The following is a 13,620-nucleotide window of genomic DNA, read 5'->3' on the forward strand; positions in this document are numbered from 1 at the left end:
GGATCTTGCGGAGGCGTCGTCAATAGGCCCGGACGACTTTCTTCCTTATTCGAAGAAACAATCCCCGCAGCTCAGTGGCCCGGCTGCTCGGCCTGCATCAGCCGGAGGGGGCGCTTTGCCCTATTTTGGGCACCCAATGTGGACGCGAGGGCCCGGTTTTGCGCGCCATGTCGGGGTGGCCTGGCGCGTCCGGCTTGCCACTTCCCAAATTTCCGCTGGCCGGAGCTCCGAGATCATCTCGTTACTTGACGTCTCATTTTTTTCACACTAGGAAGAAAGCGTGTCTGACAAAGCCCCGACCAGCCCGGTCAGCCGTGAGCGGTCCCGTGAGATCAAGCGTCTCTCGGTGATCTTGGCCGCCCGGCAGGCCCGGCGGCTGTCCCGAGTGGACCTGGCCGAGATGACCGGCCTCTCGGCGGCCACGGTCACCGCGCTCGTGCGGGAACTCGTCGCCGAGGGCTACCTCATCGAACGCGGGCCCGGCGCGCCCACCACCGGCCGGCCCCGGGAGATGCTCGAGTTCAACCCCCGCGCCGAGCTCGTCGCGGCGGTGTCGCTGGAGCCACCCCGGATCAGCTGCGAGATCGCCGACAGCGAGGGCGCGGTCATCGCGCACCGCGTCGCGCGGCTCGGCGCGAACGTGGTGGAGACCGTCTGCGAGTTCGTCCTCGACCTCGTCGGCGACAACCTGCCCTCGCTGCGCGGCGTCGCGATCGCGGTGCCCGGCGTCTCCACCAACGGCGCGGTACGCCTCGCGCCGTCGGTCGGACTGGTCGAGGCGTGGCCGATCGGCGAGTCCGTGCAACGGCGGCTCGGCGTACCCGTGGTCGTCGACAACGACGTGAACCTCATGGCCGCCGGCGAGTGCGTCGCCGGCGCCGGCGCGGACGTGGCGAACCTGCTGCTGATCCACGTCGCCGAGGGCATCGGCGCCGGCCTCGTGCTCGACGGCAAGGTCCGCCGGGGCGCCAGCGGAGCCGCCGGCGAGGTCGGCTTCCTGCCGCTGGGCGGCACGACCGAGCGTCGCTACAGCGGTGTCGGCGACTTCGAGGCCCGGTGGTCGGTGAACGCCATCGCGGAGCGGGTCGTCGCGCTCAACCCGGGCCGCCGGCCCGAGTCGCCGGTACGGGAGCTGAGCCGGCTCGCCGCGACGTCTGCGCCCGCCCGCGAGTACCTCGACGAGGTCCTCGGCGCCTGGGCCGGGCTCATCCTCTCCTGCGCCTGCGTCGTCGATCCGGGACTGGTGCTGCTCAGCGGCGCCGCCGCGGAACTGGACGACGCGGCCCTCGACCAGCTTCAGACCCTCGTCTCCGCCCGGACCCCGGCCCCCACCGAGGTGCGCCGGGCCACCCTCGGTGACCAGGCAGTGCTGCACGGAGCGATCAGCTACGCGCTCTCGGCCGCGGTGCCCCGCCCCTCGCTTCCCTGACCACCACCCGACCCCGGCCCCCGACGACCCCGACCCCGACCCCGACACCCACCCACCACACCCCACCGTCACCGTCGCGGCGACCGCGTCCGGATCCCGGACGACAGGTCGCGGCGCGATGCGGCGCGCCCCGGTCCGGGCGCGACCCGCGGACCTTCGACCCCGAGCCCGGGGGGCCGGCGAACCCGCCGGCGTCCCCGGGCCGGTACCGCACACCGTCTTTCTCCGCTCCCGATAGTTCCCCCGCAAAATGGAGGTACCAATGAAACGTCGTTTGGCCCTGGCCGTCGCGTTCAGCGCGCTGCTGGCCGTCAGCGCGTGCGGCAGCAGTGACGACGACAAGGACACCGGCTCCTCCGGCGCCGCGCCGGCCGAGAAGGTCGTCATCTACAGCGCCCGCGACAAGTCGGTCACCGACTACGTCGTGGAGCAGTTCACGACCAAGAACCCCGAGTACAAGGGCAAGGTCGAGGTGCTCAACATGGGCGCCCAGGAGGTGCTCGAGCGGGTCCGCGCCGAGAAGGCCAACCCGCAGGCGTCGGTCTGGTGGGGCGGCACCCAGCAGGGGCTGGCCGCCGGCGCGTCCGAGGGGCTGCTGGAGTCCTGGCAGCCGTCGTTCGCCTCGAAGATCGACGCGCGGTACAAGGACGCCGAGGGCCGCTGGTTCGGCGAGATCCTGCTGCCCGAGGTCATCATGTACAACAACAAGGCGCTGACCCCGGAGACCGCGCCGAAGGACTGGGACGACCTGGTCGACCCGAAGTGGAAAGACAAGATCATCATCCGGGACGTGGCCGCCTCCGGCACCATGCGCTCGATCTACGCCTCGATGATCCAGCGCTACACCCCCGACGGGTCGAACCCGCAGCCCGGCTACGACTGGCTGCGCAAGCTCGACGCCAACACCGTCGAGTACGCCGCCAACCCGAGCGACCTCTACCTGAAGATGTCGCGTGAGCAGGGCGTGGTCAGCGCCTGGAACCTCCAGGACATCCTGCTGCAGGCCAACGAGAAGATGCCGTTCGGCTACGTCATGCCGGCCTCCGGCGCGCCGGTGCTCGTCGACGGCGTGGCCGCGGTCAAGGGCGGCAACACCGAGGGCGCGAAGAAGTTCCTCGAGTTCCTCTTCGACGACTCGCTGCGGGCCAGCCTGGCCAAGGACTACTTCCAGATCCCCGCGGTCGAGATCGCCGAGAAGCCCGAGTGGCTGACCAAGCTCGACCTCAAGCCGATGGACGTCAACTGGGACGTGATCGGCAAGAACGAGACCGCCTGGATCACCCACTGGAACGCCCAGATCAAGGGCAAGGGCTAAGACGCTCGGAACCGGGCCGTGCTGCGGCACGGCCCGGCTTCGTCCTGGAAGGACCCACGAAATGATCGATGTCCGACTGACGGCGGTCAGTAAGCGCTTCGCCAAGTCGAGCGATTCCGCGGCGGTCGATGACGTCACCGTCACCATCGGAGCCGGCGAGTTCTTCACGCTGCTCGGGCCGAGCGGCTGCGGCAAGACGACGACGCTGCGCATGGTGGCCGGCTTCTACTTCCCGACCTCCGGTCACATCCACTTCGGCGACGACGACGTCACCCACTGGACGCCGAACAAGCGGGACACCGGCATGGTGTTCCAGAACTACGCGCTGTTCCCGCACATGACTGTGGCGCAGAACGTCGCGTACGGGCTCAAGGTCCGCCGGGTCTCCCGCGCCGACCAGGCCCGCCGGGTCACCGAGGCGCTCGAACAGGTGCACCTCGCCGGGTACGGCGACCGGCGCATCGACGCGCTCTCCGGCGGCCAGCAGCAGCGGGTCGCGCTGGCGCGGGCCCTGGTCATCCGCCCGCGCACCATGCTGCTCGACGAGCCGCTGTCGAACCTCGACGCGAAGCTGCGCGAGGAGACCCGCGCCGAGATCCGGCGCATCCAGCGGGAGAGCGGCACCACCTCGATCTACGTGACGCACGACCAGGCCGAGGCGATGGCGATGTCGGACCGGATCGCCGTCATGGAGTCCGGCCGGGTCCAGCAGGTCGGCACCCCGCACGAGATCTACTACAAGCCCGCGAACGCGTTCGTGGCCCGGTTCATCGGGCGCAGCAACGTGCTGAGCCTGCCGGTGACCGGCGCGACCGACGACAGCGTCGCGGTGCGCCTGCCCGGCGGCGCCACCATCGACGTCGGCGCGCCCGCCGGGCACGGGCTCGGCGCGGGCGACACCGCGCTCGTCTCCGCGCGCCCCGAGCACATCGCGCTCGGCGGCGACGACGACACGGCGGCCATGCGCGGCCGGATCAGCCACGTCGAGTTCACCGGCATGGCCACCAACATCAGCGTCGACGTGGACGGCAACGAGGTGATGGCGGCGCTGATCGACGCGCCGGCCGGCCTGCAGCTCGGCGACGTGGTGGGACTGCGGCTCGTACCGGAGCGCCTCTGGGTGGTCAAGCCGTGACCGCTGCGACCCGGACCGCCCCCGCCTGGGCGGCGGCCCTCGGCCGGCGTCTGTCCGGCGGGGCCAATTCCCGCTGGTTCCCGTACCTGCTGGTGCTGCCGCTGGTCCTGGTGCTCTGGGGCTTCGTCGTCCAGCCGATGTTCGCCACCTTCCGCGAGAGCGTCAGCGCCAACGGCTCTGACAACTACCTGCAGTTCCTCTCCTCCTCCGGGGTGGCCCGCGAGTCGCTGTTCACCTCGCTGTTCATCTCGGCCGCCAGCGTGCTGCTCTGCGGCATCGTCGGCGTGGCGATGGCGTTCCTGCTCAAGCGGTTCCACTTCCGCGGCCGGCGGCTCATCGAGGCGTTCATCCTGGTGCCGGCGGCCCTGCCGCCGCTGATCGGCGCCGTGTCCTTCCAGCTGCTCTACAGCAACATCGGCATCGTGCCGCGCGGCCTGCAGGCGCTGCTCGGCACCGAGAAGCCGGTCCTGGCCTTCGACGGCATCGCCGGTGTGCTCGTGGTGCACACGTTCACCATGTACCCGTTCTTCTTCCTGGCCGCCTCCGCGGCGCTGGCCGGGATGGACCCGTCGGTCGAGGAGGCGGCGTACAACCTCGGCGCGGGCCGGTTCCGGGTGTGGCGCACGGTCCTGCTGCCGATGCTCACCCCCGCGCTGATCTCGGCGTCGCTGCTGGTCTTCATGACGTCGCTGGCGTCGTACACCGCGCCGCTGCTGTTCAACGTCAGCCAGACCATGACGATGCAGATCTACATCAACCGCACCAACGGCGACCTGCCGATGGCCTCGGCGTACGCCTCGGTGCTCGGCATCGTCTCGATCATCTTCCTGCTGGCGATGCGCTGGTACGAGGGACGGCGCAACTACCAGTCGCAGTCCAAGGGCATCTCGGCGGTCCGGCGGGAGATCACCAACCCGATCGGCCGCTGGCTCGCGCCGCTCGCCTCGGTGCTGGCCACGCTGGTCCTGCTCGCCCCGGTCGCCGCGATCGCGCTCGTCGCCTTCTCCGAGGACCGGTCCTGGACCACCGAGGTGCTGCCGCCGACGTACACGTTCGAGAACTTCGTGACCATCTTCACCGACCCCAAGGCGTTCGAGCCGATCCTCAACTCGGTGCAGATGAGCCTGATCGCGGTCGTGGGCTGTGTGGTGATCGGCGTGCTCATCGCGTACGCGGTGCGGCGGCTGAAGTTCGTCGGGCGCGGCCTGCTCGACGTGGCCGTGATGATCGCCTGGGCGCTGCCCGGCACGGTCGTCGCGATCAACCTGATCTCGGCGTTCAGCACCGGCAACGCGTTCAGCTTCGGGCAGGTGCTGGTCGGCACGTTCTGGATCCTGCCGCTGGCCTACTTCGTGCGGTTCCTGCCGATCGTGTTCCGGTCCAGCTCCGCGACGCTGGCGCTGATCGACCCGTCGCTGGAGGACGCCGCCCGTAACCTCGGCGCCTCCTGGCTGCGCGCGTTCTACACGATCACCGTGCGGCTGATGCTGCCCGGCGTGCTCGCCGGCGCGCTGCTGGCGTTCGTGCACGGCGTCGGCGAGTTCGTCGCCTCGGTGCTCATCTACACCTCGTCGACGGTGCCGATCTCGGTCGCCATCAACAACCGGATGTACAGCTTCGAGCTGGGCACCGCGGCCGCCTACGGCATGCTCCAGGTGCTGCTCATCTTCGTGGTGATGTGGTTCTCCGGTCGGCTGGAGAGCAGCCGGACCGCGACCCGGAGGGCCGAGCAGTGGACGAACTGATCGAGCGGTGGCGGACCGGGGGAGGGCTGCTCCCGGTCACCCGGGTACCCGGGCACGCGTTCGCCGCCGTGACCGAGGCGGCCGACCTGGCGGTGCTGCCGGTCGGCGCGGTCGAGTGGCACGGCCCCCACCTGCCGATCGGAACCGACCTGATCCTGGCCGAGGGCTTCGCCGGGGAACTGGCCACCGGGCCGGCCCGGGCGGTGCTGTTCCCGGCCACGCCGTACGCCGCCTGCCCGGGCCAGACCCGGCCGTGGCCGGGCACGGTGGCGCTGCGACCGGAGATCGCCGTCGGCTACCTCGCCGACGTGCTCGCCGGCATCGTCGAGGCGGGCTTTCCCCGGGTGCTCGTGGTCAACGGGCACGACGCCAACATGTCCACCGTCCGCGCCGCGATGGAGTGGGTCTCCGGCCGGCACCGGGCCAGCATGATGCTGGTGAACTGGTTCCAGCTCGTCGGCCCGGACGAGACCACCGAGATGTTCGGTGAGCTGCCCGCCCGGGGGCACGGCGGCGCGTACGAGAGCTCCGCGGTGCTGGGCTTCGACCCGGACGCGGTGCGCCTGGACGCCGCGCCGGACCTGCCGCCGAAGCCGAAACTGCCCACCCCGTACCCGTACGTGCTCGTGGAGTCGCGGCCCGACCCGTGGCAGGGCTGGTCGGGCCATGTCTCGCTGGCCGGGGAGGAGGCCGGCGGCCGGATCCGCGCCACCGCCGGCGCACGCCTGCGCGAGCTGGTCGGGGCGTGGCTCGCCGCGCCGCTGCCCGGGCCCCCCGGCGCCGACGGGCCGGACCAGACGACCGGATGACCACGCGCGGCACGCCGCACGACAACGCACCACCTCGGGAGGCCACCATGAGCCCGTCACTGACCGTCTATCAACAGCACCACCTCCGGGTGGTGTTCGACCACCACGTCGCCCACCTCTACCCGGCGATGGTCACGGCCAGCAAGGCCCACGTCGTCATGCTCGCCGAGCAGGGACTGATCACCGACGAGGCCGCCGCCACGATGCTGCGCGGCCTGGTCACCCTCACCGGGGACCGGCCCGAGGAACTGGAGTACGACGGCAGCGTCGAGGACGTCTACTACACGCTGGAGAAGCGGCTCGCCGCCGCGGCCGGCATCGAGCCGTCGCAGCTCAGCGTGCAGCTCGCGCGCAGCCGCAACGACCTCGACGCCGGCGTGTTCCGGATGGTGCTGCGCGACCAGCTGCTCCAGGTGCTCGACGCGCTGCTGGCCACCGGCCGTACCGTGCTGGACCGCGCGGACCGGCACGCCGACGTGGTGGTCACCGGCTACACGCACCGCCGCCCGGCCCAGCCGACCAGCATCGGGCACGTCTTCGCCGGCTACGCCGAGGCGCTTGCCGGTGAGGCCGCCGCGTACGCCGACCTGCTGGACGAGATGAACCGCTCGCCGCTGGGCTCCTGCGCGTTCGCCGGCACCGACCTGGATATCTCGCCCCGGCGGCTGGCCGACCTGCTCGGCTTCGACCAGCTGATCGTCAACTCGTACGAGGCGGTGGCCGGCGCGGACCACCTGGTCCGGGTCGCCACGCTCAACGCGCAGGCGCTCGCCACCGGGGCCCGGCTGGCCCGCACGCTGATGGACTGGCTGAGCTGGGGCTGGGTGGTCACGCCCGGCGAGTTCACCCAGGGCAGCAGCATCATGCCGCAGAAGCGCAACCCGGTGGTGCTGGAGCACCTCGTCTCGATGGCCGGCGCCGCCGCGGCCGACGCCGCGAGCGTGCTCAACAACGTCGGCGCCGCCTGGTGGGAGGACTCCAACAACGCCACCACCGACGTGCAGTCCCGGCTCTGGGAGGGCGACGACCGGGCGTACCGGTTCTTCTCGCTGCTCGGCGGCCTGATCGCGAAGCTGGATCCGCTGCGCCCGCCGTCCGGTGAGGAGATCGTCGCCTCCGGCGCCACCACCACCGCCGCGGCCGACGCGCTGGCCCGCCACGGCCTGCCGTTCCGGGGCGCCCACTCGCTGCTGGGCCGGCTGGTACGCGGCGGCGCGCCCGCCACCTGGACCGGGGACCTGGTCCGGTCCACCGCCACCGAGCTGGGTCTGACGCTCGACGACGCCGCGGTGCGGGACCTGCTGGCCGCCGCGGTCCGCCCCGAACTCGTGCTGCGCCGCGCCCAGGCCGACGGCCCCGGCGAGGCGGCCGTCCGGGACCAGGTCGGACGACTGTCTACAATGCTCGACGCGGTGCAGGAGCGGGCGCAGGCGTTGCGCGAGCGGCTGACCCGTGCCGACACGGCTCTCGCCGAGGCGGTCGCGGCGAGGGTAGGCCCGTGACGGGGCGACAGACGCAGCTGGCCGTGGTCGCGGACGTCGTGTCGCGGCGACCACGTGATCTGGACCGACGGCCCGAAGGGCGATCTGACATCACCATGGAACGACCGGCAAATCCGCGCCTGCTCGGCATCGACTTCGGCGGCACCAAGATGGCCATCGGCGTGGGCGACGCCGACGGCCGGCTGCTCGTCTCCGAGCGCCTGCCCACCAATGCCGAGCAGGGCGCGCAGCAGGCCCTCACCCGGGCGCTGGACCGGGCCCGCGAACTCGCCGAGCAGACCGGCGGCACGCTCGTCGCGGCGGGCATCGCCTCGCCCGGCGTGGTCCACGACGAGGGCATCGAACTGGCGCCGAACGTGCCCGGCTGGGAGCAGCTGCGGCTCGCCGACGCGGTCCGCGCCCACCTGAACCTGGCGCACGTGCGGGTCACGAACGACCTGAAGGCAGCCGCCCACGCCGAGCTGCGGCTCGGGGCGCTGCGCGACGCGGACCCGGGACTCGTCGTCGGGCTCGGGACCGGCGTCGCGGCGGCGGTCACCGTCAACGGCGAGGTGCTGCCGGGCCGCCACGGCGCCGCCGGGGAGATCGCCTACGGGCTGACCGACCACAGCTGGCCGCCCCGGCTGGAACCGATGCTGGAGGCGACGTTCTCCGGCCGGGCCCTGGACGAGCTGGCGCAGCGGCTGGGCGTGGACGGCCGGGCCGCCGGTCTGTGCGCGGCCGCGCAACAGCCGGGCGAGGTACGCGAACAGCTCCGCCGACGCGTCGACGAACTCGCCCGCCACCTCGTCACCTGCTGCCTCGTGCTCGACCCGCAGCGGATCGTGCTGGTGGGCAGCGTCGCCGGCAACGACCTGGTGCGGGCGCTGCTGACCGAACGGCTCACCCACACGCTGCCGTATCCGCCGGAGATCGTGCTGTCGGACTTCGCGCAGGACGCCGCGCTGCTCGGTTCGCTCGCCATGGCCGTCGAGGCCCAGCCCGCGGTGGTCTGAGCGGGCCGGGCGCCGGGAACGGATCGGGCGGGGCGCGGTGGGGCGCCCCGCCCGGTCGTTCTCGCGGTTTCAGTCGGTGGACGCCTCGGCGCGGCGTACCACCTCGGCGGCGGCGCGCACCACCGCCCGGTCCAGCAGCCGCCCGTCGGCGTCGGTGGCCACTCCGGAGCCGCCGCGTTCGGCCCGCTCCAGCGCCGCCAGCACGGCCCGCGCCGAGGCCACCTCGGCCTCGGTGGGGGTGAACACCTCGTTGATCGTCGCGATCTGCCCGGGGTGGATGGCGCTGCGGGCCCGGAAGCCCTGCCGCAGCAGCGCCCGGGTGGTCAGCTCCAGCCGTTCCGGGTCGCGCAGCGTCGTCTCCACCGGCCCCACCGGCGGGGTGATGCCGGCAGCCGCCGACGCGACCACGACCTGGGAACGGATCGGCGCGAACTCCGCCCGGTCCGGCCCCGGCTGCAACCCCAGCTCACCGGCGAGGTCCGCCTCGCCGAGGCCGAGCCGCAGCACCCGCGGCGCGGCGGCCACCCGCGGCGCGGTGAGCACGCCCCGGGCGGTCTCGATCAGCGCCACCACCCGGAACGCCGGGGCGTCCGGGCCGAGCCGCCGCTGCACCCGGGTGAGCGCGGCGTCGACCTCGGCGAGCAGCTCCGGCTCGGCCTTCGGCACCCAGACCCCGGCCGCCGCCGGCGAGAGCACCTCGACGTCCGCCGCGACCTGGTCGCTGTTGATCCGCACCCACAGCTCGGGGCCGGCCGGCGCGGCGGCGCCCAGGTACCCGGCGACCGTCTCCCGGGCGTGCTCCTTGCGGGCCGGCGTGACCGCGTCCTCCAGGTCGAGCACGAGCGCGTCCGCGCCGCGCCCGGCCGCCTTGTCCAGCAGGTCCGCCCGGTCGCCCGGCACGTACAGGTAACTGCGCGCCACCGCCGCCATCAGTCGTTCCCCTACCGCTGCGGGCGGGCGAGGTAGCGGCCGGCCGGCTCGCCGGTCACCTTGCCGTCGACGAGCACGTGCTGCCCGCGGACGAAGGTGTCAGTGACCCGGGCGGTCAGCTCGAAGCCCTCGAACGGCGTGTACTCCTGCGTCGACTCGGAGTCCTCCGCGCGCACCGTCCAGGTCGAGTTCGGGTCGACCAGGCAGATGTCGGCGTCGTACCCCTGCGCGATCGCGCCCTTGTTGCGCAGGCCGAAGCGCTGGGCCGGGTTCCACGAGGTCAGCTCCGCCACCCGCTGGTAGGACAGGCCGCGCCGGTTGCCCTCGGTGACCAGGCCGGGCAGCAGGTACTCGGCGCCGCCGAAGCCGGACTTGGCGACGAAGATGTCGTCGCGCGGCTCACCGAACTTGACCTCGTCCTTGCAGCAGGCGTGGTCGCTGACCACCCAGTCGATCTTGCCGTCCAGGACGTACCCCCAGAGCGCCTCGACGTCGGCGCGCGGGCGCAGCGGCGGGTTGACCTTGCCGCCCAGGCCGTGCGCGGTGTCGATGTCCGCCACCAGGTGGCCGATGGTCACCTCGCGGCGGAAGTCGATGTGCGGGAACGCCCGCGCCATCCGCAGCGCCGCGTCGACCGCCTTCTCCGAGGTCAGGTGCAGCAGGTTGATCTTCGGCAGACCGGTCTCGTGCGCCAGGTACGACGCGATCGACACGGCCAGTCCCTCGGAGTGCGGCGGCCGCGACGCGTGGTACGCCTCCAGCCCGCGCAGCGTGCCGTCCTGCTCGACCTGCTTGGTGTACGCGCTCATGATCTCGGCGGTCTCGCAGTGCAGCGACAGCGAGATCTCGTCGGCCAGCTCGGGGAAGCGCTCCCGGGCCGCCTGGACGCCCCGCATCACGAACTCGAAGTGGGCGTAGTCGTACCGCTCGCCCTCCGGGATCATCAGGAACGAGTTCTGGTCGGCGGAGCGGCCGTGCAGGCCGTGGCTGCCGTAGAACATGAAGATCTTGAACGAGGTGACCCCGTGCTCCTCCACCAGCGACGGCACCTCGCCGATGTGCTCCCGCGACATGGGCGCCAGGTGGAAGCCGTAGTCGATGTAGGAGCGGCCCTCGGTCGCGGCCAGGACCTCGGGGAAGAAGTCTGCGTACCGGCCGCCCCGGTTGAGGTAGTACTGCCCGGTGCGCATGTAGTTCAGCGCCGTGGTGACGCCGCCCTGCACCGACGCGCGGCTCTCCGAGACGGCGTCCTCGCTCAGCGGGTTGTAGATGCCCCAGTGCTGGTGCGCGTCGACCACGCCGGGGAAGGCGAGCCGGCCGCCGCCGTCGACGACCTGGGCGGCCTCCGCCCGGTCGATCTGCGGGGCGACGCGGCTGATCCGCCCGTCGGTGACGCCGATGTCCATCAGCTCGGGCTCGGGCCGGTCGTGCCGGACCACGCGGACGTTTGTCAACAGCAGGTCGTAGGTGCTCATGGTGTTGCTCCTCGTGCTCGGTTCAGCGGCGGTTGATCAGGCCCATCAGGCCGTGGACGTCGGGGGCCTGGTCGAGCCGGTGGACCTCGTCGGCGATGCGGGCGGCGGTGGCCTCGGGCAGGGACGCGGCGTTCGTGCGGAACTTCACCGCCAGCTCGGCGTCGCTGAGCGGACGCTGCGGGCCGCCCCGGTTGGCCAGGACCTCCTGCACCCACTCGCGTCCGTCCCGGGTGACGATCCGCAGCACCGCCGGGAACTGGTGCGGGAAGATCTCGTCGCACCGCTCGTCGGCCACCACGTCGACCCGCGCCATCAGCGCCCGCCGTTGCGGGTCGTGCGCCAGGGCGTCGGTGAAGTCGGCCAGCTCCACGCCCAGACCGCCGCCGCCGATCAGGCCGGCGGCGACCGCGTACGGGCCGCTGAACTGCGCCTCGTAGCCGGTCTGCGGCGCGCGCTTGCGCTCGATCGGCTGGCCGATGGTACGCACCGTCGGCGTGGGCACGCCGAGCGTGATCGACTCGATCTCGTCCAGCGGCAGCCCGCGCTCGCGCAGCGCGATCGCCGCGTCGATGGCGGCGTGGGTGAAGTGGTTCGCCGGGTACGGCTTGAAGAAGATGCCGGGCACCGCCCACTCGGAGCCGAGCCCGCGGACGATCTCGTCGCCGTCGAACTCGCCGCGCAGGAACGCCTGGAAGAAGCCGAAGCGCCCCTCCAGCACGGTCGGCGGGCCGGTCACGCCGTGCCGGGCCAGCTGCGCGGCGCTGACCGCCGCGTGCGCCGCCCAGCCGCAGTGGATCCGCTTGACGGTGCCGCCGTTGCGGTTGGACTCGATCAGCCCGGCCGCCATCGAGGCGGACACCCCGAGCGCGTCGAGCGTGCCGCCCGCGTCCAGCTTCAGCAGCCGGGCCGCGGCCACCGCCCCGCCCAGCGTGCCGCAGATCGAGGTGGCGTGCTGGCCGTGCTCGAAGAAGACCGAGTTGCCGGCCGCCGGGTCGTAGCCGGCCATGCCGAGGCGTACGCACGCCTCCAGGCCCACCGCGATCGCGGCCACCGTCTCCTGCCCGGAGGCGCCGGACAGCTCGGCGGCGGCGAGCGCGGCCGGCACCACCGTGGCACTGGGGTGCAGCACCGACGGCAGGTGCGTGTCGTCGTAGTCGAGGGAGTGCGCCAGCACGCCGTTGGCGAACGCGGCCAGCGCGGCGGGGACCTTCTCGTCCACGCCGACGGCGGTGGCCTGGCCACGGCCGCCCTGCTCGGCGACGTACGCCAGCGCGGCCTGGCTGGTCGGCAGCGGCTGCGCCGCCACGCAGAGCCCGAGCACGTCCAGCACGCGGGCCCGGACGCTGGCGACCACCTCGTCGGGCAGCGTCGCGGCGGAGGTGTCGGCGGCGAAGGCGGCCAGGTGCCGGCCCAGGGTCGGCTCAGCCACGGCTGACCACCGCCAGCGGACGCACCGGGGAGCCGGTGGCGCCGTACAGCGGCAGCGGGGCCATGACGAAGGTGAACTCGTGCACCCCGTCGCGGGCCAGCTCCTCCAGCGCCATCGTCTCGATCAGGTAGATGCCGTGCTCCACCAGCAGGATCCGGTGCGCCGGCAGCGTGCTGTGGCCCTTGCCCGGCGGCAGGCACTCGAAGGCGATGGTGTCCGCGCCGGCCGCGTGCACGCCCCGCTGCGCCAGCCAGCCGGCGCCGTCCGCGCCGATCCCTGGTACGCCGGAGTCCTTGCCGATGTACTGGTTGCGGTCCTCGTGGTCGAACAGCCGGCCCCAGCCGCTGCGGATGAGCACCACGTCGCCCGCGCCCACCGGCGTGCCCTGCCGGGACACGGTGGCGTCCAGGTCGGCGGGGGTGATCTCGTAGCCGGCCTCGCAGCCCTCCAGGCCCAGCGTGGCGGGCACGTCCAGCAGCACGCCGCGGCGGACCATCGGCGCGACGGTGTGCACGCCCAACTCGTCGAACCGGCCGCCGACCTGCGCCGCGGCGGCGTCGGCGCCGCCGTGCAGCCGGCCGTCCTGGGACACGTGCGCGAGGGCGTCGACGTGCGTGCCGACGTGCGTGCCCATGACCAGCAGGTCGTTGGCGGCGGAGCCGCCGTCGGCGCGCACCATGTCGCCGTGCCGGCGCGGCAGGGTGAGCCCGAACGCCGGGTGGTTCGGTGACTGCGGCATGCCGACGGTCAGCCGCCGGCCCAGGTCGTAGATCGTGACGCCGGCCTGCACGGCGTCGAGCAGGCGGTCGGCGGTTCTGGCAGTGGTGCCCACGGGGTTCCTCGCGTTTCGGCTGTC

Annotated in this window: 11 protein-coding genes; 7 read left to right on the forward strand and 4 right to left on the reverse strand. The window is 72.6% G+C overall.

Going from position 1 to position 13,620, the window contains the following annotated elements:
* Positions 1-280: 280 nt before the first annotated feature.
* The 7 genes from A8711_RS13445 to A8711_RS13475 all read left to right on the forward strand — a co-directional run bounded on the left by A8711_RS13445 (position 281) and on the right by A8711_RS13475 (position 8,930).
* Complete coding sequence (locus A8711_RS13445) at positions 281-1,429, forward strand: ROK family transcriptional regulator (protein WP_043323169.1); 1,149 nt, start codon at positions 281-283, stop codon at positions 1,427-1,429.
* 262 nt (positions 1,430-1,691) lie between these two features.
* A complete protein-coding gene (locus tag A8711_RS13450) occupies positions 1,692-2,744 on the forward strand; it encodes an extracellular solute-binding protein (protein ID WP_064445575.1) in 1,053 nt (350 codons plus the stop codon).
* 61 nt (positions 2,745-2,805) lie between these two features.
* Positions 2,806-3,879 carry an ABC transporter ATP-binding protein gene (locus A8711_RS13455; protein ID WP_043323172.1) on the forward strand — a complete coding sequence of 358 codons (1,074 nt, stop codon included), beginning with the start codon at positions 2,806-2,808 and terminating at the stop codon, positions 3,877-3,879.
* Complete coding sequence (locus A8711_RS13460; protein WP_064445576.1) at positions 3,876-5,624, forward strand: iron ABC transporter permease; 1,749 nt, start codon at positions 3,876-3,878, stop codon at positions 5,622-5,624. The genes A8711_RS13455 and A8711_RS13460 overlap by 4 nt, the downstream gene beginning before the upstream one ends.
* The gene (locus A8711_RS13465; protein ID WP_043323177.1) at positions 5,612-6,433 is read left to right on the forward strand and encodes a creatininase family protein; all 822 of its coding nucleotides are present in this window, start codon (positions 5,612-5,614) and stop codon (positions 6,431-6,433) included. The genes A8711_RS13460 and A8711_RS13465 overlap by 13 nt, the downstream gene beginning before the upstream one ends.
* 47 nt (positions 6,434-6,480) lie before the next feature.
* Positions 6,481-7,935: an argininosuccinate lyase gene (locus A8711_RS13470; RefSeq protein WP_069088402.1), complete on the forward strand. Its 1,455-nt coding sequence runs from the start codon at positions 6,481-6,483 to the stop codon at positions 7,933-7,935.
* 95 nt (positions 7,936-8,030) lie between these two features.
* A complete protein-coding gene (locus A8711_RS13475) occupies positions 8,031-8,930 on the forward strand; it encodes an ROK family protein (protein ID WP_043323180.1) in 900 nt (299 codons plus the stop codon).
* A gap of 69 nt (positions 8,931-8,999) precedes the next feature.
* On the opposite strand, the gene A8711_RS13480 is transcribed toward A8711_RS13475, so the two are convergent.
* From A8711_RS13480 to A8711_RS13495, 4 genes are read right to left on the reverse strand one after another with little or no spacing between them, the layout of a single operon-like run.
* Positions 9,000-9,860, reverse strand: a complete 861-nt coding sequence (locus tag A8711_RS13480; RefSeq protein WP_069088403.1) for a CoA ester lyase — start codon at positions 9,858-9,860, stop codon at positions 9,000-9,002.
* An 11-nt stretch (positions 9,861-9,871) separates the two neighbouring features.
* The gene (locus tag A8711_RS13485) at positions 9,872-11,335 is read right to left on the reverse strand and encodes a dihydroorotase family protein (protein WP_043323186.1); all 1,464 of its coding nucleotides are present in this window, start codon (positions 11,333-11,335) and stop codon (positions 9,872-9,874) included.
* 22 nt (positions 11,336-11,357) lie between these two features.
* The gene (locus tag A8711_RS13490) at positions 11,358-12,764 is read right to left on the reverse strand and encodes an MmgE/PrpD family protein (protein ID WP_064445579.1); all 1,407 of its coding nucleotides are present in this window, start codon (positions 12,762-12,764) and stop codon (positions 11,358-11,360) included.
* A complete protein-coding gene (locus A8711_RS13495) occupies positions 12,757-13,596 on the reverse strand; it encodes a cyclase family protein (protein ID WP_069088404.1) in 840 nt (279 codons plus the stop codon). Before A8711_RS13495 ends, A8711_RS13490 begins: the two co-directional genes overlap by 8 nt.
* Positions 13,597-13,620 lie beyond the last annotated feature (24 nt).

The sequence above is a fragment of the Micromonospora sp. II genome (assembly GCF_001709195.1).
In the GTDB taxonomy this organism is placed as follows: Bacteria; Actinomycetota; Actinomycetes; order Mycobacteriales; family Micromonosporaceae; genus Micromonospora; species Micromonospora chalcea.